The 21,422-nt window shown below is 67.6% G+C and carries 19 protein-coding genes and 1 tRNA gene; 14 read left to right on the top strand and 6 right to left on the bottom strand.

Annotated features, from left to right (window positions below; all coding sequences use genetic code 11):
• Positions 1-7: 7 nt before the first annotated feature.
• The 3 genes from KXC43_RS11805 to KXC43_RS11795 are packed head-to-tail and all read right to left on the bottom strand — an operon-like array spanning position 8 to position 3,986.
• A complete protein-coding gene (locus KXC43_RS11805; protein WP_255643934.1) occupies positions 8-436 on the bottom strand; it encodes an NUDIX domain-containing protein in 429 nt (142 codons plus the stop codon).
• Positions 433-903 carry a hypothetical protein gene (locus KXC43_RS11800; protein ID WP_221376058.1) on the bottom strand — a complete coding sequence of 157 codons (471 nt, stop codon included), beginning with the start codon at positions 901-903 and terminating at the stop codon, positions 433-435. Before KXC43_RS11800 ends, KXC43_RS11805 begins: the two co-directional genes overlap by 4 nt.
• Positions 900-3,986, bottom strand: coding sequence for an HD domain-containing protein (locus KXC43_RS11795; protein WP_221376057.1), 3,087 nt, complete (start codon positions 3,984-3,986; stop codon positions 900-902). Before KXC43_RS11795 ends, KXC43_RS11800 begins: the two co-directional genes overlap by 4 nt.
• A gap of 282 nt (positions 3,987-4,268) precedes the next feature.
• Here KXC43_RS11795 and pyk point away from each other — a divergent pair, with 282 nt between their 5' ends.
• Together pyk and KXC43_RS11785 are read left to right on the top strand one after the other, a co-directional pair.
• On the top strand, positions 4,269-5,708 hold the full coding sequence (pyk, locus tag KXC43_RS11790; protein WP_221376056.1) for a pyruvate kinase: 1,440 nt from the start codon (positions 4,269-4,271) through the stop codon (positions 5,706-5,708).
• Positions 5,705-6,589, top strand: a complete 885-nt coding sequence (locus tag KXC43_RS11785) for an acyl-CoA thioesterase (RefSeq protein ID WP_221376055.1) — start codon at positions 5,705-5,707, stop codon at positions 6,587-6,589. Before pyk ends, KXC43_RS11785 begins: the two co-directional genes overlap by 4 nt.
• 81 nt (positions 6,590-6,670) lie before the next feature.
• Here KXC43_RS11785 and KXC43_RS11780 read toward each other — a convergent pair whose 3' ends face one another.
• Positions 6,671-7,354 carry a DUF308 domain-containing protein gene (locus tag KXC43_RS11780; protein WP_255643933.1) on the bottom strand — a complete coding sequence of 228 codons (684 nt, stop codon included), beginning with the start codon at positions 7,352-7,354 and terminating at the stop codon, positions 6,671-6,673.
• 115 nt (positions 7,355-7,469) lie between these two features.
• On the opposite strand from KXC43_RS11780, the gene KXC43_RS11775 reads away from it, so the two are divergent.
• Together KXC43_RS11775 and KXC43_RS11770 are read left to right on the top strand one after the other, a co-directional pair.
• Entirely contained in the window at positions 7,470-8,012 is a 543-nt protein-coding gene (locus KXC43_RS11775; protein WP_221376054.1) for an RNA polymerase sigma factor, read from the top strand.
• 4 nt (positions 8,013-8,016) lie between these two features.
• Positions 8,017-8,922 (top strand): hypothetical protein, encoded by a 906-nt coding sequence (locus KXC43_RS11770; RefSeq protein WP_221376053.1) that lies wholly within the window; start codon positions 8,017-8,019, stop codon positions 8,920-8,922.
• 84 nt (positions 8,923-9,006) lie between these two features.
• Here KXC43_RS11770 and KXC43_RS11765 read toward each other — a convergent pair whose 3' ends face one another.
• Positions 9,007-9,765 (bottom strand): helix-turn-helix domain-containing protein, encoded by a 759-nt coding sequence (locus KXC43_RS11765; protein ID WP_221376052.1) that lies wholly within the window; start codon positions 9,763-9,765, stop codon positions 9,007-9,009.
• Between the two features lie 37 nt (positions 9,766-9,802).
• A tRNA-Leu gene (locus KXC43_RS11760) sits at positions 9,803-9,889 on the bottom strand.
• A 126-nt stretch (positions 9,890-10,015) separates the two neighbouring features.
• Here KXC43_RS11760 and KXC43_RS11755 point away from each other — a divergent pair.
• The 10 genes from KXC43_RS11755 (at position 10,016) to polA (ending at position 21,318) form a co-directional block, all read left to right on the top strand.
• A complete protein-coding gene (locus KXC43_RS11755; RefSeq protein ID WP_221376051.1) occupies positions 10,016-10,639 on the top strand; it encodes an ANTAR domain-containing response regulator in 624 nt (207 codons plus the stop codon).
• 208 nt (positions 10,640-10,847) lie between these two features.
• Positions 10,848-12,014: a branched-chain amino acid ABC transporter substrate-binding protein gene (locus tag KXC43_RS11750; RefSeq protein ID WP_221376050.1), complete on the top strand. Its 1,167-nt coding sequence runs from the start codon at positions 10,848-10,850 to the stop codon at positions 12,012-12,014.
• 82 nt (positions 12,015-12,096) lie between these two features.
• The gene (locus KXC43_RS11745; protein ID WP_221376049.1) at positions 12,097-13,047 is read left to right on the top strand and encodes a branched-chain amino acid ABC transporter permease; all 951 of its coding nucleotides are present in this window, start codon (positions 12,097-12,099) and stop codon (positions 13,045-13,047) included.
• Entirely contained in the window at positions 13,044-14,150 is a 1,107-nt protein-coding gene (locus tag KXC43_RS11740; protein ID WP_221376048.1) for a branched-chain amino acid ABC transporter permease, read from the top strand. The genes KXC43_RS11745 and KXC43_RS11740 overlap by 4 nt, the downstream gene beginning before the upstream one ends.
• A 73-nt stretch (positions 14,151-14,223) precedes the next feature.
• Positions 14,224-15,117 carry an ABC transporter ATP-binding protein gene (locus KXC43_RS11735; protein ID WP_255643932.1) on the top strand — a complete coding sequence of 298 codons (894 nt, stop codon included), beginning with the start codon at positions 14,224-14,226 and terminating at the stop codon, positions 15,115-15,117.
• Positions 15,107-15,817 (top strand): ABC transporter ATP-binding protein, encoded by a 711-nt coding sequence (locus KXC43_RS11730; RefSeq protein WP_221376047.1) that lies wholly within the window; start codon positions 15,107-15,109, stop codon positions 15,815-15,817. Before KXC43_RS11735 ends, KXC43_RS11730 begins: the two co-directional genes overlap by 11 nt.
• Positions 15,818-15,844: 27 nt before the next feature.
• Entirely contained in the window at positions 15,845-16,750 is a 906-nt protein-coding gene (locus tag KXC43_RS11725; RefSeq protein ID WP_221376046.1) for an ABC transporter substrate-binding protein, read from the top strand.
• Between the two features lie 7 nt (positions 16,751-16,757).
• Positions 16,758-17,762: an amino acid ABC transporter permease gene (locus tag KXC43_RS11720; protein ID WP_221376045.1), complete on the top strand. Its 1,005-nt coding sequence runs from the start codon at positions 16,758-16,760 to the stop codon at positions 17,760-17,762.
• Complete coding sequence (locus KXC43_RS11715) at positions 17,759-18,523, top strand: amino acid ABC transporter ATP-binding protein (RefSeq protein WP_304522855.1); 765 nt, start codon at positions 17,759-17,761, stop codon at positions 18,521-18,523. The genes KXC43_RS11720 and KXC43_RS11715 overlap by 4 nt, the downstream gene beginning before the upstream one ends.
• Before the next feature lie 98 nt (positions 18,524-18,621).
• The gene (gene polA, locus KXC43_RS11710; protein WP_221376044.1) at positions 18,622-21,318 is read left to right on the top strand and encodes a DNA polymerase I; all 2,697 of its coding nucleotides are present in this window, start codon (positions 18,622-18,624) and stop codon (positions 21,316-21,318) included.
• The last annotated feature ends 104 nt before the right edge of the window (positions 21,319-21,422 follow it).

The raw sequence follows: 21,422 nt of genomic DNA, 5'->3' as shown, positions 1-21,422 counted from the left end.
CCTGTTTTCAGGCGGGCCCTTTCTTTCTGTACGCGGCCAGGGTGTCCCGGCTGGCCAGGGTCAACTGCTCAGGGAGCTCCGCGAGCTGGAACCACCCGATCTCGGTGCACTTCTCGGGCTCCCGGATCCGCGGGACGCCCCCGACATGCCGCGCAGTGAATGACGGCGACACCCAGTGCTGCCCCTCCGCCGGAAGAATGTGGTCGGAGACCCCGATCAGCCCGGTGACCTCGACCGCCATCCCGTACTCCTCGTCGAACTCCCGCACGACGGCCGCGGCGAGCGTCTCCCCGAAATCCACCATGCCGCCCGGAAACTCCCACAGCCCCGCTTCGTTGCGAGCCTTCGCCCCGCGCTTGGCGAGAAACACCCGCCCCTCGTCGTCGAAGACCATCGCCCCGACACCGACCCCGACGAAGTCGTGCCCCGGCCTCATGACATCGCCGGCAACAACACGAAGCCGGTCCCCAACCACATGATCGCCACCGATCCACCGATGAACAGCACGATGTAGGTCTCGTACCACCGCCAGAAGTTCCGCAACTCGGGCGGCTTGCGATACCCGGGCCGGACAGCCTCCTCAGTAAGCTCGCACTCCTCCTCGCGATAGTCCAGCCAGGTCAGCACCCCCACCACAATGAGCCCGACCGTGAACGCCGCGATGACCGTGACCACCACAATGATCGACACCACCCCGAGCTGGGCGACGTAGGGCTCGATCTTCCACTCGTCCCACCGCACGAAGAGCGCGAGAGCCGCCCCGACCAGCACGGTCGCCAAGGTCTGATAGATCGCCAGGAACCGGTAGACGTTCTCGTTGACGGTGTGCACCTGCTGAAGCAGATACTTGTACCGCTCGACCTCGAACGCCTGAGCCCGGTCGATCTGCGGAGGCTGAGTCACCGCGACCACCACCACCCGTTCTCGTCCTGTCGTAAGTAGGCCCCGTCGGGTGGGGCGATCGTCGAGGCCCGGCGCGCAACAAGCCTGAGCGCGTCATTGATCCGCTCGACATCGTCGATCTCTGTTGTGGCCCGCCGGAAAACTCGTTCGAACGGTGCCGGAAAGTGAGTGGCGAGATAGTCGGCATTGTCCAGGAGCCATCGGGTCAACGGGTGGCGGGCATTCAGATGCTCGCCCGCTCTCGCCAAACTCTCCTCTGCTTTGTAGTCGACGGCGAACAGCGGTCGGAAGAGACCACTGCCGTCTCTAGGGACGGGAGGTCTTGCCGACCGAACCTTCAATTTCCCGTACCCGGGCCCCTGCGGCTCCCACTCCAGGTCGACGAAGAAGTGCAGGAGGCCGGCGGACAGAACTTCGTAGAATCGGAGCCAGGCCTTCGGCCTCCAATGCTGGTAAGTCGATGGGACTTCGATGAAGTGCCCCGTCAGTGCAGCCGATCTCAGATCGTCAACGCTGATCGTCTGCCGGCCATATCGGATCACTGGCTCGGCATTCCATCGCCCCAGCCGCAGTATGTCGTCGACTTCCATGACTGCTGCGGTCAGGGGTTCCTGCGGTGCGACGTCGACGATTACCAAGTTGTTCAGGAGCCTCGTCACCGCTTGCAGCTTGCTGTCCGATCCGATCGCGGCGCTCGCTGCCCGCCGGAGCGCGAACTGCAGGGCGGAGTGGATCCTCCAGGGCACGGCCCGGACATGTGAGCGCGAGACGGTGAGGTCAGGGCGCAGCTGTCCGGACAGCCGCACTACTCCACTCAAGAGAGATCCGTCCCGTGTGCCTTCCACTGAGACGTCCTGGTCGGATCTGGTCGGTAGAGCAATGCCATTGTAGGACCAGCGCAGCTCATCGCTGTCCTCAGCCAGGATGTCGTCGCGCAGCTTGGCCGTCGAAGGAGCGCGGTATGAGGCGTAAAGGCTTTTACCCTCAGCAAGTTTCGCCAATGCGGATTCGAGGTCGGGGGCATGGGTCTCGAACGAGTCCGGATCCGCGTCCGCCTCGGCCGACGGGACCCAGGACCGCACGGCGATTTCGAGATGGGTGGTGCCGTGTGGTTCACCAGTCGTTCCGATGTCGATTTCGTGAGACAGATCCTGCCGCCTGTACGGCCCGATTCTTTCCTCGTCATCTGCGCCAACGGGAGCGGAATCATCATTAGCGTCCGGGACGAAAGGCACATAGGCCAGTAGGTGGCCTTGGACGTCAGGGCATTCCGGCGTCCCGGCCAAGTCCAACGGGACGACTGCGATGCCGATTCGTTCCACTCCGGGCAGGAATTCGTTGTCGAGATTTCCTATCAATTTTTCCAGGTCGAACGAGGTGACCGTGGGAGAGGCCGCGAACGCCTGATGCATTCGGCTCGGCCTCCAGCTCTCGCAAGGTGTGTCGTTCACCGACACCGAGACGGGTGGGTCAAGGACATACTGCTTGACCTTGTCTACGGCTGTGGCCAGGTCTACGGGCGCGCGGCTCGGATCGATCCGGACGGCGATCCGGGTGCCCGGTTCGTCGAGGAAGGCGTCGTCCTCGGGGCGTCCGGGCATGGGCTTGGCCTTGTCACCCTCCTCCAGGAAGACGAAGTAATCGTCGCGTCGATTGATCGACAGCCGGATCCCTTTGTTCGTCGTCCCCGGTGCGGCCGCGCGCAGGCTGGTCAGCTCCAACCGGTCGCCGACCATGAAGCACGAGAGCACCCCGATGCCGAACTGGCTGATCGCTCCGAACGATCCGTTGGACATGCCGCGCCGGGCGACTTCCGCCTTGAACTCGGCTGACTGGTAGTAGGACTTTCCGATACGCAGGAAATAGTTCTCCAACATCGCCTGATCCATTCCGATGCCGTCGTCGTCTACCCGCACCCACACATAGCCGGATTCGTCGTCCCAACAGTGGACCCGGATGCCCGACGACCGGTGGCCGTCGCGGAAGTGGTGACGGGCGCTCACGGCGTCGAAGGCGTTCTGCAAAAGCTCCCGGACGAAGGCGTAAGGATCGTCGTAAAGCTGCTCGCCGGTGAAGAGGCCGAGCGCCGCCTCCCGATCGAGCTCGAAGCGGAAGGAACCGTACCGATAGCCTTGACTGGTGATAGCGGAATCATCGATCTCGGCGGGCAGGGGCAGGTCGCGCCACCGGTCGTTGCATTCGTCGGCCACGGCCCGGCATTCGCTCAATTCCTCGGTCACCACCCCCAGAAATGTGCGCAGCATGTGCTCGACGCCCGGGTCCTCGGGATCCGCCACGAACTGGAGTGCGTAGTTGCGCGGCGGGTCCTGCTTGAAGTCGAAGCCGCCGGCGGCCAGGTGCTTCCTCCATTCGGCATCGCTGGCCGCCGCCTCGGCGGTGCGGTGCCTGCCGAGCTTCAGATGTTGGTAGACGGCCTCCGGCGCCCGGCTGCGATCGAGGTCGAGGATGTCGGCGAGTCGCAGCATGATCGCGCAGAAGCGAAGGTCCGCCCCCCGGAAGTCTTTGGCGAACTCGGAACCGCGCAGCGCGCGTGCGGGAAGGCCATGGCTGCGGCAGATCAGCTCCAGCGGCCGGATAATCGAGCCGCCGTCCCACCGTAGCCAGTCCGGATCAATCTGCTGCAGGTGCTCCCGCACCCGCTCGGCATGCCGGGATCGGCAATATCGTTCGATGACACCGGGCGGTGGGGTGCCGCCGCGGGACCGGGTGGCGAGAAAGGCTTCGTCGTCGTTCTCGATGAACGCCCGGAAATCCCGCTTGCCGAGCAGGCGGGTCAGGTCGTCTGCCGAGTAGACCATCCCGATGTCGTGGTAGTAGGCCGCGAGGATCAGCAGCGCCGCCTCGAGCGGCCGCATAACCTCGATGTGGCGGCCCACCAGCAATCCGATCAACCTGATGACGTTCCGGGCGTGCGTGTCGTCGTGCAGCGTGTACGTCGGAAAGGTGTCCGGAACCCTGGCCAGCAAACTCTTCGCTCGGTCGACCAGCCTTTCGACGGTGGCCAGGTCCTCCTTCGCGGCCCCGGTGTTCAGCACCTCGCCCAGCGGGCCCCAATCGGTCACGACACTCCTTCCGGGCATGAACACGGCGATACGGACTGTAGTTGTCGTATTGCTCGTGGGCGATGGCCGAACGGGGGACAGGGGTACGGCAGGGCGTTGGGCGAAGCCCGCGCGGGCGGGCCGATAAGCTGGGGGCGCGGTCGTTGAAGCCCGCCAGGTCACAGCGCAGCGCGCCGGTTCTTGCTGAGGGAGCCCAGGCAGCCTCGCCGTCGCCCGACAGACGCAGTTCACCCCTATGACGGGGGTCGGCCGCCTGGCCGATGAAGAAGAGAGACTAGCCTGATGGCCGTGACACGCCGCGTAAAGATTGTCTGCACCATGGGGCCCGCGACCGCCTCCCCCGAGCGCATGCTCGGGCTCGTCGAGGCCGGCATGGACGTGGCCCGCCTGAACTTCAGCCACGGCAGCCACGAGGACCACGAGAAGATGTACCATCTCGTGCGCTCCACCAGTGAGCAGGCCGATCGGGCCGTCGCCGTCCTCGCCGACCTGCAGGGGCCGAAGATCCGCCTCGGCAAGTTCGCCGACGGGCCGCACGTGTGGAACACCGGCGACCTGGTCACCATCACCAGCGACGACATCCTCGGCACCCGCGAGCGGGTCTCCTGCACCTACACCAAGCTGCCGCAGGAGGTGAAGCCCGGCGATCGCCTGCTCATCGACGACGGCAAGGTCGCCGTCGAGGTCACCGCCGTCGACAACCACACCGACATCCGCTGCCTCGTCGTCGAGGGCGGGCCGGTCAGCAACAACAAGGGTGTCTCGCTGCCCAACGTCGCCGTCAGCGTTCCCGCGCTCAGCGAGAAGGACGCCGAAGACCTGCGCTTCGCCCTCGGGCTGGGCTGCGACATCATCGCCCTGTCCTTCGTGCGCTCGCCCGACGACATCAAGCTCGTCCACGAGATCATGGCCGAGGAGGGCCGGATCGTCCCGGTCATCGCCAAGGTCGAGAAGCCCGAGGCGGTCGAGCACCTCGAGGCGATCGTCCTCGCGTTCGACGGTGTCATGGTGGCCCGCGGCGACCTCGGCGTCGAGCTCCCGCTCGACCAGGTGCCGCTGGTGCAGAAGCGCGCCGTGCAGTTGTGCCGCGAGAACGCCAAGCCGGTCATCGTGGCCACCCAGATGCTCGACTCGATGATCGAGAACTCGCGGCCGACCCGCGCCGAGGCGTCCGACGTCGCCAACGCCGTGCTCGACGGCACCGACGCCGTGATGCTGTCCGGCGAGACCTCGGTCGGCAAGTACCCGGTGCTCACCGTCAGCACCATGGCCAAGATCGTCAGCACCACCGAGGGCGGTTCCATCCCGGTGCCGCGGCTGCAGCACGACCCGCGCACCCACGGCGGCGCTCTCACCGTCGCGGCGTCGCAGATCGCGCGCAACATCGGCGCCAAGGCTCTCGTCGCGTTCTCGCAGACCGGCGACACCGTGCGCCGGCTGTCCCGCCTGCACTGCGAGCTCCCGCTCTACGCGTTCACCCCGGTTCCCGAGGTACGCAACCAGCTCGCCGTCGCCTGGGGCGTCGAAACGTTCCTGACCGACTTCGTCCAGCACACCGACGACATGTTCCGTCAGGTCGACGCCAAGATGCTCGGCCTCGGCCTGGCCAAGCCCGGCGACTACGTCGTCGTCGTGGCCGGCTCCCCGCCCAACGCGCCCGGCTCCACCAACACCCTGCGCGTGCACCGGCTCGGCGACCTCGTCGACCCCGCCTCGCTGTGACCGAGCCCCTCAGCGGGCAAGCCGCCGTCGACCAGCTGCTCGAGGTCCTCGACCTCAAGCAGCTGGACCCGGCGACCTTCGTGGGGGAGAGCCCGCAGACCGGCGCCCAGCGCGTCTTCGGCGGCCAGGTCGCCGGTCAGGCCCTGGTCGCCGCCGGCCGCACCGTCGATCCGGAACGGCTCGTCCACTCTCTGCACGGCTACTTCGTACGACCGGGCGACCCGACCGAGCCCATCCAGTTCTCCGTCGAGACCATCCGCGACGGACGCTCCTTCTCGGTGCGCCGGTCCACCGCCCAGCAGCACGGCAAGACGATCTTCTTCATGTCGGCCTCGTTCCAGGTCCTCGAGGTCGGCCTCGACCACCACACCCCGGCCCCCGAAGGCGTCCCCGGGCCCGACGAGGTGCAGACCATGGCCGACTGGGTGCGCAGATACCCCAGCCGGCGGGCCGCCTTCAACGCCGCGCCGCGCGCCGTCGACGTCCGCTATGTCAACGACCCCGGCTGGGTGCCGCCGGGCGACCGCAACGCCAGCGACCAGCAGCGCGTCTGGATGCGCGTCAACGGCACGCTGCCCGACGACCCGCTCATCCACGCCTGCGCCCTGACCTACGCGAGCGACCTGTCCCTGCTCGACTCGGTCCTGTCCGTCCACGGCGAGAGCTGGGGGCCCGGCGGCGTCATCGGCGCCAGCCTCGACCACGCCCTCTGGTTCCACCGGCCGTTCCGGGCCGACGACTGGTTCCTGTACGACTGCACCAGCCCGTCCGCCAGCGGCAGCCGCGGCCTGGCCAGCGGCCGCATGTACACCGAGGACGGCCGGCACATCGCCAGCGCCGTCCAGGAAGGCCTGCTCCGGCGGGTCGGCGAGCGCAAATAAAGGCCCCGCCGGGCCCGGGATCCCGGCCCGGCGACTGACCGACAGCGGATCCCGGCCCGACGGGGCAGGGGAGATCAAGCCCTAGCGTTCCACCACGTCGGTCTCCGCGATCGTCTCCGCACGGTGGCGGGCCGGCGGCTGCGAATCGTAGTCCGCCAGCCCCGCCGAATAGCCGGCTACCCCGGCCTCCCGCTCCGGCGACAACCGCAACACGTCCGTCCGGGCCGCCGCCACCTCCCGCAACCGCAACCCGGTGACCAGATCGGCGATCGCCCGCAACACACCGAGCGCGCCCAGCGTCACGATCACCGGATCGGCCGCCCGGGCCAGCGGACCGGCGGCATAGAAACCCAGCGCGGCCTGCGCGACGCCCAAGGTGACGAACAGTCCCCACGTACGGTCGGAACCCCGATTCATCGTGGCCACCGCGACATCCACCGCGCCCCGAACCAGCAGGAACCACCCGACCAGCGCGGCGGGCGTCGCATAGGTGGAATCCTGATCGAGCAGCACCACCACGCCGGTCGCCGCGAACAACACCGCCATCGACGCGTTGATCCACCACGTTCTCGTCCCGGCCAGCGCCCGCACCACCTCGCACAGGGCCGCGAACAGAATCACCGGACCGGCCACCGCCACCACGTCGGCCGGCTCCAGCCGCAGGACACTCCACCCGACCGCGAGCCACGCCACCCCGGCGAACAGCAGAAAACCCCACATGCTCTCCCGCATCACGGACAGGGGTGAGGAACCGGACCACAGCATGAGGCCTCCAGCGAACGTGTCCCTGCCATGACAACATCAAGCCGACCGGCGAACCCGAGGTTCGGGCAGATTCACAGCCGGGTACCAGACCACCGCCCCCAACCCCGGAGCGGACGTGCCCGACGACGAACTGACCGACGCCCTGCGCGCCGCCCAGCACGGCGACGACGCCGGCTTCGCGCTGCTGTGGCGCACCCACCACCCCTCAGTGCTGCGCTACCTGCGGGTCGTCGCCGGCGACCACGCCGAGGACGCCGCCAGTGAGACCTGGTTGCACGTCATCCGTGACCTGCACCGATTCCACGGCGACCACGACAACTTCCGGGGCTGGCTCTTCCGCATAGCCCGGCACCGCGGCATCGACGAACAACGGCGCCGATCCCGTACGCGGGAAACCGCGACCCCGCCCACCCGGAACGCGCCCGACGCCGCCGCCGAAGCCGCCGAAGGCGCCGCCACCAGCTGGGCCCTCGCCGTGATCGCGGACCTCCCGGCCGACCAGGCCGAAGCCGTCATGCTCCGCGTCGTCATCGGCCTCGACGTCGCCACCACCGCCGGCATCCTCGGCAAGAAACCGGGCGCCGTCCGCATCGCCACCATGCGTGGTCTGCGCCGCCTGGCCACCCACCCCCAGATCCGCACCAGAGAGGGGGTGTAACAGGATGCGCTCCCTGAACGCTCTCCTCCGTGCACTGCGCACGCGACGCAACAAGCACGGTGGGAACGGCACGATCGCCGAAAGCGGTCACCCCGGCCTCGCCGACCTCCTCGAAGCCGCCCGCGCCCCCGCCACCCCGGAGGAACTGGCCGGCGAGAAAGAAGTGGTAGCCGCGTTCGTCGCCCACCGCAGGCGTGCTGCCCGAAGCAGCCGGCGACACCGCACCAAGGCGAAAATCCGGGCCGTGCTCGTGCCTGTCACGGCCGGTCTGGCTCTCCTCATTTTCGCCGGCACCGGCGTCGCCGCCCGCACCGGCAACCTGCCCCAGGAAGCCCAGCAGCGCGCGCACCGCCTGTTCTCGGCGCTGGGCGTACCTGCGCCGAGAACAGGCAACCCCGTCACACCGTCCCCCTCCCCGACCCTGCCCGGGCCCCGCCCCTCCCTCGACGTCACGGCGCTGACCTGGTGCCAGGCCTGGAGCGGGCCCCCGACCCTCAGCCGCGAGGACCGCCGCAAACTCAGCGCGGCGGCCGGTGGCGAGGACGGCATCGACGAGTACTGCCGCGCTCTGCACCGATCCGCCTCGGCCCAGCCACCGGACGCCCCCTCGCCCGCACCGTCGCCAGCGGCTCCGCCGTCGGTGGAACCGCCGTCCGCCGAACCGCAGCCGTCCGGCGTACCGACCACACCCGGCCCGGCAGCCACCAGAGAACCGGGCCGGCCGACCCAGCCCGGTCGCGCGCCCACGGCGCCGCCCTCCAGGAAACCGCCCAAGCCCACCCACACCGGCAAGCCGACCGGCACCCCGGGCGAAGGCCGGAAAGCACGCCCCAACGCCGCGAACCAAACGGCCTCACCGAGCGTCGCCGCGACCCCCACCGCAGAAGCACAAAGTGACCCCCACGAGTGACCGGCGCACCTGCCCGGGGTGCGCCGGTCACAGAAAGCGGTCAGCCGTCGTGCCCGTTCGTAGCCGTGGCGCATGGGCGAACGGTCACCACTTGGGCCCGACAAATTCGTCCAGCCGAGCCACCGCCTCCCGCCGCGCCACCGACAACATGTTCCGGCGGCACATTCGCCACGAGATGCTCAGCCGATCGAGCGACTGCTGACAGAGCCCCATGATGTCGGCCGACTCATTGGAGAAGTTGTAACGCGGGTATTCATAGGCCTTGTCGCCACGCCTTATCCGATTGGTCACGCGGCACCCATCGGAATGGAACAGGCCGCGAAGAAGTGACCCCGGATGCTCATCGATGATCGGTTGTTGCCAGCCGGCCAGGAATATCGGTCTGTGGTGCTTGTGGCCGGGTCCGTGCTGAGGCAGCAGACAGGGCCAGTGCTTGGAGTAACTCTGGACGCCGACGCAGCCCTGTTTCTGCACGCGCTGTACGCGTCGCGCGAGGACATTTGTCATGGCGGCCGCGCACTCGTCGATCAGCCCCGGCCACGCGTCGGCGCAGAAGACGCGCAGCACCGGTACCCGGGCCCTGGTCACCATATGCCCGTCGCCGAGATAGAGGCCGAGAAGGTAGGCGTAGGACGGTGGATCGTCGGGTGGCCGCGGAGGCTTGTCGCACCGAGGGCACCGGGACCGCTCCGCGTCCAGTTCGGCCCGGTGGCGGGCGCGGTCACCGTAGAACCAGTGACCGACCGTATTTTTGGACAGGCCCAGCCGGCGACAGATTTCACCGAATGAAACACCTTGGGCACGAAGTTGCAATGCTTTGTCGCGAAGGTGAGGGGGATGCATACCCTGCATCTTCGAACATAGGTATGACAGTTTTCTGTGGTGCCGGGGACGGGATTCGAACCCGCATGTCCTCTCGGACAAATGATTTTGAGTCATCCGCGTCAGCCGATTGCGCCACCCCGGCATGCCTGGCTCGTCGCGACAAGGTCACGCTGACCCAAGCAGGAGACAGCGTACCCACTAGGCTTAGGGCGGCGACACCCGCATACCGGGGTGTCGCGACTTCGGGAACGTTGGGGGTAGGGGTTCCGTGGCCGACTCGCAGGCTGGTGCCGAGCGCAAGCGGGTGTTGATCGCCGAGGACGAGGCGCTCATCCGTCTGGACCTGGCCGAGATGCTCGTCGAGGAGGGCTACGACGTCGTGGGTGAGGCGGGCGACGGGGAGACCGCCGTGCGCCTGGCCGAGGAGCTGCGCCCCGACCTCGTCATCCTCGACATCAAGATGCCGATCATGGATGGGCTGGCCGCGGCCGAGCGGATCGCCGGCGGCCGGATCGCGCCCGTGGTCATTCTGACCGCGTTCAGCCAGCGCGACCTCGTCGAGCGCGCCCGCGCGGCCGGCGCGATGGCGTACCTGGTGAAGCCGTTCCAGAAGTCCGATCTGGTGCCGGCGGTCGAGATCGCCCTGTCGCGCTACTCGGAGATCGCCGTTCTGGAGGCCGAGGTCGCCGGTCTGACCGATCGGCTGGAGACGCGCAAGTCGGTGGAGCGCGCCAAGGGCGAGCTGATGACCAAGTATCAGATGACCGAGCCGCAGGCGTTCAAGTGGATTCAGCGCACGGCGATGGATCACCGGATGACGATGCGTGAGGTGGCCGATCGGATCCTGGCGGAGGGTCAGGACGCGGACGGCGCGCAACCCGCCACAAGTTGATCTTGCGGTAGCCCTGTTGTAACACCGACCCCAGCCATCAGGTCACCGGACGTAACGGTTCGGTGAAAGCCCGAGTGAAGTCTTTTGGCAGGCCGCGAACCTGGGATAACGTCCCGCCCCATAACGGGGCGCTTGTGGTCGCCGGCACAGCAAGTGCCAATCGGCTGTCAGTGGCTCGGTGGGTTCGGTATGGAGGAGGGTTCAAACCTTGAGGCAGGTTCTCGCACGAGCCATCGGCGGAGTGGCCATCATCGGGCTCATCGCCGGTGCCGCTGCTTGCAATAGCGGTTCTAGCAGCGACGACACCGCGAGCGAGGGGAACTGCGGCTACAAGCTGGCGTTCTTCGGCGCTCTGACCGGCTCGGCCGCCAACCTCGGTGTGAACATCGAGCAGGGCTTCGAGCTGGCGATCGATCAGTACAACAAGTCCAAGGGTTCCACGTGTATCGAGGTGGCGAAGTTCGACTCGCAGGGTGAGGCTTCGGTCGCGCCCGGTGTCGCTCGCAGCCTGGTTGCGGACAAGAAGATCCTCGGCATCGTCGGCCCGCCGTTCTCCGGCGAGTCCGAGGCCGCTGACCCGATCTTCGAGTCGGCCGGCATCCCGACGATCACGCCGTCGGCGACGCGGGTGTCGCTGTCGTCGAAGGGCTGGAAGGTCTTCCACCGCGCGGTCGCCAACGACGACGCGCAGGGCCCGGCGGCTGCGGCGTACATCAAGGACAACCTGAAGGCCACCAAGGTCTTCGTGGCGGACGACCAGTCGGCGTACGGCGCCGGTCTGGCCGAGGTCGTCAAGACGAAGCTGGGCGCGCTGGTCGTGGCCACCGACAAGACCGAGGGTGACGGCAAGCAGGCCGACTTCTCGGCTCTGGTGCAGAAGGTGCAGTCGAGCGGCGCCACGGCGCTGTTCTACGGCGGCTACTACACGAACGCCGGCATCATCCGTAAGCAGCTCACGGCGGCTGGTTGGAAGGGCACGCTGCTGGGCGGCGACGGCATGAAGGACCCGGGCCTGTCCAAGGCGTCGGGTGTTCAGGCCGCGGTCGGCACGGTCGTGACCTGCCCGTGTTCCCCGCCGGAGGCCGCGGGTGGCACCTTCGTCAACGACTACAAGGCGAAGTGGAACCAGGACGCGGGCACGTACTCGGACGTCGCGTTCGACGCCGCGAACATCTTCCTTCAGGGCATCGACGCGGGTAACAACACCACGACGAAGCTGAACGACTACCTGAAGACCGTGAACTACAAGGGCATTGCGAACACGTACAAGTTCACCGAGACCGGTGAGCTGGACCCGAACTTCATCAAGGTCTGGGCGTTCAAGTTCGACAGCTCCGGCGACGCGAAGGCCGACGTGGAGATCAAGACCTCCTGATCGCCTGAGCACTAACTTTCTGGTGGGCGGTGCGGCCGGATGATCTCCGGCCGCACCGGCCTCGTCGTTTTGGAGCCCCTCTGTGGATTTTTCCGGTCTGATCAATGATTTCGGGCCGCTCACCGTCACGGGTCTGGCTCAGGGCGCGATCATCGCGTTGTTCGCCCTGGGCTACACGCTGGTCTACGGTGTGCTGCGGCTCATCAACTTCGCCCATTCCGAGGTTTTCCTCCTGGGCACGTACGCCTGTCTGTTCGTCTGGGGCCTGTTCGGTCTCGACCAGAACTCGGCGACGCCGTCCGTCGGCCCGATGCTGCTCTACATGGTGATCGGTCTGATCGCGGCGATCGTCGTCTCGGGCGCGACCGCGCTGACGGTCGAGTTCGTGGCCTACCGGCCGCTGCGCCGGCGTAACGCGCCGCCGCTGGCCTTCCTGATCACCGCCATCGGCGCCTCGCTGTTCATCTCCGAGGTCGTGGGTGTGACGACGCACCGCAACCAGACGGGTGTGCCGCCGATCATCCAGGCCCGTCCGTTGTTCACCATCGGCGACACGACGGTGACGAACCTGCAGGTCCTCATCATCTTGCTGGCGCTGGTGATGATGTTCGCGCTGGATCGTTTCATCAACGGCTCGCGGCTGGGCCGGGGTGTCCGCGCGGTGGCGCAGAACCCGGACTCGGCGGCGCTGATGGGTGTCAACAAGTCGCGGGTGATCGCGCTGGTGTTCCTGCTGGGTGGTCTGATGGCGGGTATCGCGGCGGTCATGTACGACCTCAAGATCGGTGTGACGCGGTACGACGCGGGCTTCCTGCTCGGCATCGACGCGTTCACGGCCGCGGTGCTGGGTGGTATCGGCAACCTGCGGGGCGCCCTGCTGGGTGGTCTGCTGCTGGGTGTGCTTCAGAACTACGCGGCGGGCCTGTTCGGTTCGCAGTGGCTGCACGCGGCGTCGTTCGTGCTGCTGGTGGTCATCCTGCTGTTCCGCCCGACGGGTCTGCTGGGTGAGTCGCTGGGAAGGTCTCGAGCATGAGCGAGAAGGCGTCTTTCCGTACGAGCGGTGGTGTCCGGGGCTGGTTCGGCCGGCAGCCGTGGTACGTACGCGCTGTGCTGATCCTGTTCTTCACGGTGCTGGCGTACCTGTTGCCGTACGCCGGCGATGTGCCGCTGATCGGCCCACAGATCATCACCGAGGGCATCGACTGGCCGAGCGCCCTGTTCAACATGTCCTACTACGTGTTGCTGGCGCTGGGCCTCAACGTGGTGGTCGGCTACGCGGGTCTGCTCGACCTGGGCTACGTCGGCTTCTTCGCGGTCGGCGCCTACGGCACCGCGCTGCTGACCTCGCCCGACTCGGTGATCTACGCCGACACGGGCTGGAAGTGGCTGATGGCGGTGCCGGCCGCGCTGGTCCTGACCATGCTCGCGGGCGTGATCCTGGGCTGGCCGACGCTGCGGCTGCGCGGTGACTATCTGGCCATCGTGACGCTGGGCTTCGCCGAGATCATCCGGATCGTGGCGACGTCGACGACGACGCTGCGGGGTGACCGTGGTTTCGCGAGCATCCCGCATCCGCCGGGCAGCTGGAACGGCGAGCCGATCTTCGGCGTGACCGACGCGATCCCGTACTTCTGGCTCGGTCTGACGGTCATCATCCTGGTCATCCTGGGTGTGCGGAACCTGGACCGCAGCCGGGTCGGCCGGTCGTGGCTGGCGATCCGGGAGGACGAGGAAGCCGCCGAGGTCATGGGCGTGCGCACGTTCAAGTACAAGCTGTGGGCGTTCGCGATCGGCGCGTTCATCGGTGGTCTGGGCGGTGTGCTGTTCGCCGGTGAGCAGAGCTTCATCAACTCGCAGACGTTCGTGCTCCAGTTCTCGATCCTGGTGCTGGCGGGTGTGGTCATGGGTGGTTCCGGCAACATGGCCGGCGCGATCCTGGGTGGCGTGCTGATCTCGTACATCCCCGACCGCCTGCGCGGCCTGTCGTTCGGCGACACCGACCTGTACGAGTACCGGTTCGCGATCTTCGGCGCCGCGATCATCCTGATCATGGTGTTGCGTCCGCAGGGCCTGATCCCGAGCCGCCGCCGGGCGATGGAGCTCAAGGACCGCGAGAAGGAGGTGGCTCCGCTGTGACTGAGCGAAGCGAAGGCACCATGAACTCAGTGTCTGGCGAATGCCCTGCCCGGAGCGAAGCGGAGGGCTGGTCATGAGTGAGCCGCATCAGAAGACTCCGGAGGAGCTGGACCGGGAGAACGCACGTCCCGTGGATCAGCCCGCTCCGACGGGCGGGTCGGCGTCCGCGCCGGCTACGAGGTCCGTGTCGGGTGACGACGTTCTGCTCGAGGTCGACCACGTCACCCTGCGCTTCGGCGGCGTCGTGGCGCTCAACGACGTCAGCTTCTCGCTGCGCAAGGGTGAGATCTTCGGTCTGATCGGGCCCAACGGCGCCGGCAAGACGACCTGCTTCAACGCCATGACGGGCGTCTACCGGCCGACCGAGGGCGCGATCCGCTTCCAGGGCGAGTCGATCGTCGGGAAGAAGAAGCACCAGATCACCCGGGGTGGCATCGCCCGTACGTTCCAGAACGTGCGGTTGTTCCCCGAGATGACGGCGCTCGAGAACGTCATGGTGGGCGCGGACGCGCACCACAAGACGAGCGTGATCAGCGCGCTGTTCCGCCTGCCGCGGTTCTGGCGGGAGGAGAAGTCGGGCCGGGAGCGATCCCTGGAGCTGCTGCGTTTCGTCGGGATCGCGCACCGGGCCGGCGATGTCAGCCGTAATCTCTCGTACGGTGAGCAGCGTCGTCTCGAGATCGCCCGAGCGCTGGCCACGAATCCGACCCTGCTCTGCCTGGACGAGCCGGCCGCCGGCTTCAACCCGGCCGAGAAGGAGGATCTGCTCCAGCTCATCCGCCGGATCCGCGACACCGGGGTGACGGTCCTGCTCATCGAGCACGACATGCGCCTGGTCATGGGGGTCACCGACCGGATCGTCGTGCTGGAGTTCGGCAAGAAGATCGCCGAGGGCACGCCGGCCGAGGTGCGGGACAATCCGGCGGTCATCGCCGCGTATCTGGGGGTGCCCACCGATGCTGCTTGAGATCGACAACGTGACGCTGGCCTACGGGCGCATCCAGGCCCTGCACGGCATCAGCCTGACCGTCGGCGAGGGCGAGGTGGTCGCGCTGATCGGCGCCAACGGCGCCGGCAAGTCGACCACGATGCGGGCCGTCTCGGGTCTGCGGCCGGTGTCGCAGGGCACGATCCGCTTCGACGGCGAGGACATCACCAAGATGCGGGCCGACCTGCGGGTGGTCCGTGGCGTCTCCCAGTCGCCCGAGGGCCGGGGCATCTTCCCGGGCATGACGGTGCGGGAGAACCTGGAGATGGGCGCCTACACGCGGCGCAACCGGTCCGAGATCGACGAGGACATGGAACGCGCCTTCACCCTGTTCCCGCGGCTCAGGGAGCGGGAGAAGCAGGCCGGTGGCACGCTCTCCGGCGGTGAGCAGCAGATGCTGGCGGTGGGCCGGGCTCTGATGAGCCGGCCGAAGCTGCTGCTGCTCGACGAGCCGTCGATGGGTCTGGCGCCGATGCTGATCCAGCAGATCTTCGACATCATCGTGGAGATCAACCAGCAGGGTACGACCGTGCTGCTGGTGGAACAGAACGCCCAACAGGCTCTGTCCCGGGCGCACCGCGCGTACGTTCTGGAGACCGGGCGGATCGTCAAGGAAGGCACCGGTGCCGATCTCCTCAACGACCCGGCCGTCAAGGACGCCTACCTCGGCGTCGCGTAACACGATTTTCGACGACTAGGAGTCATCATGTTCCGCACCACCCCCGGCCGCCGGGCGATCCTCGGCCTGGCCGCCGCGGCGGCGCTGACGTTGTCGCTGGGCGCCTGCGGCTCGGAGTCGGACGACCCGGGCTCGAGCGGCGCCCCGGCGCCGAGCGCGTCCGCCGACACTGCTCTGGCCGACAAGGTTCCCGCCGACATCAAGAGCGCGGGCAAGCTCACCATCGGCACCGACTCGTCGTACGCGCCGAACGAGTACCTCGACAGCGACGGCAAGACGGTCATCGGCTTCGACGTCGACCTGTTCAACGCGGTCGCGCAGAAGCTGAACCTGACCACGGAGTGGACCTCGGCCACGTTCGACAGCATCATCCCGGGCGTGACCACCAAGAAGTACTCGGTCGGGGTCTCCTCGTTCACGATCAACGCGGACCGGATGAAGGAGGTCAACATGGTCTCCTACTTCTCGGCGGGCACCCAGTGGGCCGCCAAGACCGGCGTGACGATCAACCCGGACGACGTGTGCGGCAAGAAGGTCGCCGTGCAGACCGCGACCGTGCAGGTGGACGACCTGAAGGCCCGGTCCAAGAAGTGCACCGACGGCGGCAAGGCCGCGATCACGATCGACCAGTACCAGAAGCAGTCGGACGCCACCAACGCCGTGGTGACCGGCAAGGACGAGGCCATGCTGGCCGACTCGCCGATCGTGGCGTACGCGGTGAAGCAGACCAACGGTCAGCTGGCGCTGGTCGGCGAGATCTACGACGCGGCGCCGTACGGCTACGCGATCGCGAAGGACCAGACCGAGTTCGCCGGCGTGATCGGCGAGGCGGTGCAGGCCCTCATCGCGGACGGCACCTACAAGCAGATCCTCGACAAGTGGGGCGTGACCGCGGGCGCGATCACCACGCCCGAAGTGAACCCGTCGGTCTGACCCTCGCATGAGCGACAACACGACAACCGAGCGGGCACGGCCGGAAGCGATCAAGGCCGTGCCCGTCCGGCACCCCGGCCGGTGGGTGGCCCTGGGCGTCATCGCGATCCTGACCGCGATGTTCGTGCACCTGCTGGTGACCAACGACCGTTTCCGCTGGTCGTTCATCTTCCTGGAGTACCAGGACGGCAAGCGCGGGGTGATGTTCACCGAGCCGGTGCTCGAGGGCCTGCGCGGCACCATCCTGCTGACCGTCTCGTCGATGGCGATCGGCATCGGGCTCGGCATCGTCATCGCCATCATGCGGTTGTCGTCGAACCGGATCCTGTCGTCGGTGGCCTTCGTCTACACCTGGTTCTTCCGGGCGGTGCCGCGGCTGGTGCTGGCGGTGCTCTTCGGAAACCTGAACATCCTGTGGGAGCGGATCGGCTTCGGTCTGCCGTTCGGCACCCAGATCGGCAAGCTGTTCGGCCTGGACGGCTTCGACGGGCAGTTCTACAGCATCAAGGCCAGCGATCTGATCGCCGGCTTCGTCGCCGGCATGCTGGCGCTGGGCCTGTCCGAGGCCGCCTACATGGCCGAGATCGTCCGTGCCGGCATCCAGTCAATCGACCCCGGCCAGGCCGAGGCGGCAGTCGCGCTGGGCATGTCCCGCGGGCAGGTGCTGCGCCGCATCGTGCTGCCGCAGGCGATGCGGGTGATCGTGCCGCCGACCGGCAACGAGATCATCGCGATGGTCAAGGACACGTCGCTGGTGGCTTTCGTGCCGGTCACCTTCGAGTTGTGGTTCCAGCTGCAGCAGGTCTCGGCGCGGACCTTCGTGGTGCTGCCGGTCATCGTGGCCGCGCTGATCTGGTACCTGATCCTGTGCACCGTGCTGATGGTCGCGCAATATTTTGTGGAGCGGCATTTCAGCAAGGGGTACGGCGCGGCCGACAAGGCCCGGCAACGCCTGCGTGACATCCAGGTCGAGCAGGGCGGCCGGATCACCCGGACCGGGGAGGGAACATGACCACCGAGATGGTGCGGGCCGACAACGTGCACAAGTCGTTCGGCTCGCTCGAGGTGCTCAAGGGCATCGACCTGGTGGTCGGCTCGGGCCAGGTGTGCTGCGTGCTGGGGCCGTCCGGCTCCGGCAAGTCCACCTTCCTGCGCTGCATCAACCACCTGGAGAAGATCAACGCCGGCCGCATCTTCGTGGACGGCGACCTGGTCGGCTACCGCGAACGCGGCGGCAAGCTGCACGAGCTGGGGGAGCGGGACGTCGCGAAGCAACGCCAGTCGATCGGCATGGTGTTCCAGCGGTTCAACCTCTTCCCGCACATGACGGTGCTCGACAACGTCATGGAGGCGCCCTGCCGGGTCAAGCGGGAGCCGAAGGCCGAGGTGCGCGACCGCGCGCTGGCGATGCTCGAGCGGGTCGGCCTCGGCGCCAAGGTCGGCAACTACCCGGGTCAGCTCTCCGGCGGGCAGCAGCAGCGGGTCGCCATCGCCCGGGCGCTGGCCATGCGGCCCAAGCTGATGCTCTTCGACGAGCCGACCAGCGCGCTCGACCCGGAACTGGTCGGGGAGGTCCTCGACGTGATGAAGGGGCTCGCCCAGGACGGCATGACCATGGTCGTGGTCACCCACGAGATCGGCTTCGCCCGCGAGGTGGGCGACAACCTGATCTTCATGGACGGCGGTGTCGTGGTCGAGCAGGGCGCCCCCCGCGACGTCATCGGCAACCCGCAGCATGAGCGAACCAGGGCATTCCTCAGCAAGGTGCTCTAAGCAGACGGGGTGGTCCCGGTTTCTGACTCTGACATTCAGGCGGCTCTGCCGCACTGCGATGAGAAAGATGTCGGACCTCACGACTAGAGTTCTGCAACGTGAGCGACGACGCCCAGACCCCCCGTTTGCTGCTGCTCGACGGCCACTCCCTGGCCTACCGTGCGTTCCACGCGCTGCCCAAGGAGAACTTCAGCACGCAGACCGGTCAGCACACGAACGCCGTGTTCGGCTTCACCTCGATGCTGATCAACATGCTGCGCGACGAGAAGCCCACTCACATCGTGGTCGCGTTCGACGTCTCCCGCGTCTCCTTCCGCACCGAGAAATACCCGGAGTACAAGGCCGGCCGGTCGGCGACCCCGCCGGAGTTCCTGGGCCAGGTCAGCCTGGTCAAGGAGATCCTCGACGCGCTGCGCATCCCGTACGTCGAGAAGCCCGGCTTCGAGGCCGACGACGTCATCGCCACACTCGCCTGCCAGGCCCGCGACGCCGGCATGGAGGTGCTCATCTCCTCCGGCGACCGCGACGCCCTGCAACTGGTCGACGAGCACATCACGGTCCTCTACCCGAGCCGCGGCGTCTCCGAGGTCTGGCGGATGACCCCCGCGCTGGTCGAGGAGAAGCAGCTCGTCCCGCCGCATCTCTACCGCGACAAGGCCGCCCTGGTCGGCGAGACCAGCGACAACCTGATCGGCGTCCCCGGCGTCGGGCCCAAGACCGCGGCCAAGTGGATCACCGAGTTCGGGGGCATCGAGGGCGTCGTGGCCAACGCCGACAAGATCAAGGGCAAGGCCGGCGACAACCTGCGTGCCCACCTGTCGTCGGTGATCCTCAACTACGAGCTCAACGCCCTGCGCAAAGACCTCGAGCTCCCGTTGCGCCCCGAGGACGTCCGCTGGCACGGCTGGGACCGTGAGGCCGTCCACCAGGTCTTCGACGCGCTCGAGTTCCGGGTGCTGCGCGAACGGCTCTACTCCTACCTCGAAGCGGTCGAGCCCGAGGCCGAGTCCGGCTTCGACATCGACGGCCGCGTGCTGGGCGCGGGCGAGGTGGCCGGGTGGCTGGCCGCCCACGCCGCCGCGGCGCCGGTCGGGGTGGCCGTCACGGGCACGTTCGGCCGCGGCACGGGCTCGCTCACCGGCGTCGCCGTGGCGACCGGCGACGGCCCGGCCGCCTGGTTCGACCCGGCCGCGCTCGACGAGGCCGACGGCCGGGCCGTGGCCGACTGGCTCACCGACCCCGACCGGCCCAAGGTGCTGCACGACGCCAAGCCGGCCTCGCTGGCCATGCGCGCCCACGGCTGGAACCTGGCCGGCGTCCGGGTCGACACCGCGCTCGCGGCCTACCTGGCCAAGCCCGACCAGCGGGCCTACGACCTGACCGACCTCGCCCTGCGCTACCTCAAGCGCGAGCTGCGGGTCGAGGAGCCGGCGAGCGGCCAGCTCGACCTGCTCCAGGGCCTCGACGGCAGCGACGGCGCGGCCGAAGAGAACGTCATGCTGCGGGCCCGCGCCACGCTCGACCTGGCCGACGTGCTCACCGAGGAGCTGTCCCGCGACGGCGGCGAGTCCCAGACCCTGCTGGTAGAGGTCGAACAGCCGCTGTCCGAGGTGCTCGGCGAGATGGAACACCTCGGCATCGCGGCCGACACGGTCTACCTCTCCGAGCTCGAGGCCCACTTCGCGGCCGAGGTCAAGGCGGCCCAGCAGGCCGCGCACGCCGAGGTCGGGCGCGAGTTCAACCTGGGCTCGCCCAAGCAGCTGCAGGAGATCCTGTTCGTCGAGCGCAACCTGCCGAAAACCAAGAAGATCAAGTCGGGCTACACCACCGACGCCGACGCGCTGCAGAGCCTGTTCGCCCAGACCGCCGACCCGCTGCTCGAGCACCTGCTGCGCCACCGCGACGTCGCCAAGCTCAAGTCGACGGTCGACGGGCTGCTCAAGTCGGTCTCCGACGACGGGCGCATCCACACCACGTTCAACCAGACCGTCGCCGCGACCGGCCGCCTCTCGTCGACCGATCCCAACCTGCAGAACATCCCGATCCGCACCGAGGAGGGCCGCCGCATCCGGCGGGCGTTCGTCGTCGGCGAGGGCTTCGACGAGCTCATGACGGCCGACTACAGCCAGATCGAGATGCGCATCATGGCCCACCTGTCGGCCGACGAGGCGCTCGTCGCGGCGTTCAACTCGGCGTTCGACTTCCACGCGGCCACCGCCTCGTCGGTGTTCCACGTGCCGGTCGACCAGGTCGTGCCCGACCAGCGTCGCAAGATCAAGGCGATGAACTACGGCCTGGCCTACGGGCTGAGCGCGTTCGGCCTGTCCAACCAGCTCAGCATCCCCACCGACGAGGCCCGTGCCCTCATGGACGAGTACTTCGAACGGTTCGGCGGCATCCGGGACTATCTCGACAAGGTGGTGAGGCAGGCCGGCAAGGACGGCTACACCGCCACCATCCTCGGCCGGCGGCGCTACCTGCCCGACCTGTCCAGCGACAACCGCCAGCGCCGCGAGATGGCCGAGCGGATGGCCCTCAACGCCCCCATCCAGGGCTCCGCGGCCGACATCATCAAGATCGCGATGCTGCGGGTCGACAAGGCGCTCAAGGAGACCGGCCTCAAGTCCCGCATGCTGCTGCAGGTCCACGACGAGCTGGTCTTCGACGTGGCCACCGGCGAACGCGAACCGCTGGAGGAGCTGGTGCGCCGCGAGATGAGCGCGGCCTACCCGCTCTCCGTCCCACTCGACGTCTCGGTCGGCCACGGCCGCGACTGGAACGGCGCCGACCACTGACCTCAGCCTAGCTTGAGTTTTAACGTTTGGCTGGGGGTATCGACCCCGGTTGATCATGAGGACAGCCCTTGATCGATCATTTCTTCTTGTCTAGGGAAGAAAAA

It is taken from the genome of Paractinoplanes polyasparticus (assembly GCF_019710575.1).
Classification (GTDB): Bacteria; Actinomycetota; Actinomycetes; order Mycobacteriales; family Micromonosporaceae; genus Actinoplanes; species Actinoplanes polyasparticus.
Note: the sequence above shows the minus strand (reverse complement) of the source record. Positions and strands in the feature narration are given on the sequence as shown.

What these genes read in the sequence shown, in the direction of transcription:
- KXC43_RS11805 (WP_255643934.1), bottom strand. Translation starts at nt 436, where the DNA reads ATGAGGCCGGGGCACGACTTCGTCGGGGTCGGTGTCGGGGCGATGGTC.
- pyk (WP_221376056.1), top strand. Translation starts at nt 4,269, where the DNA reads ATGGCCGTGACACGCCGCGTAAAGATTGTCTGCACCATGGGGCCCGCG.
- KXC43_RS11780 (WP_255643933.1), bottom strand. Translation starts at nt 7,354, where the DNA reads ATGCTGTGGTCCGGTTCCTCACCCCTGTCCGTGATGCGGGAGAGCATG.
- KXC43_RS11770 (WP_221376053.1), top strand. Translation starts at nt 8,017, where the DNA reads ATGCGCTCCCTGAACGCTCTCCTCCGTGCACTGCGCACGCGACGCAAC.
- KXC43_RS11765 (WP_221376052.1), bottom strand. Translation starts at nt 9,765, where the DNA reads ATGCATCCCCCTCACCTTCGCGACAAAGCATTGCAACTTCGTGCCCAA.
- KXC43_RS11740 (WP_221376048.1), top strand. Translation starts at nt 13,044, where the DNA reads ATGAGCGAGAAGGCGTCTTTCCGTACGAGCGGTGGTGTCCGGGGCTGG.
- KXC43_RS11735 (WP_255643932.1), top strand. Translation starts at nt 14,224, where the DNA reads ATGAGTGAGCCGCATCAGAAGACTCCGGAGGAGCTGGACCGGGAGAAC.
- KXC43_RS11730 (WP_221376047.1), top strand. Translation starts at nt 15,107, where the DNA reads ATGCTGCTTGAGATCGACAACGTGACGCTGGCCTACGGGCGCATCCAG.
- KXC43_RS11725 (WP_221376046.1), top strand. Translation starts at nt 15,845, where the DNA reads ATGTTCCGCACCACCCCCGGCCGCCGGGCGATCCTCGGCCTGGCCGCC.
- KXC43_RS11720 (WP_221376045.1), top strand. Translation starts at nt 16,758, where the DNA reads ATGAGCGACAACACGACAACCGAGCGGGCACGGCCGGAAGCGATCAAG.
- KXC43_RS11715 (WP_304522855.1), top strand. Translation starts at nt 17,759, where the DNA reads ATGACCACCGAGATGGTGCGGGCCGACAACGTGCACAAGTCGTTCGGC.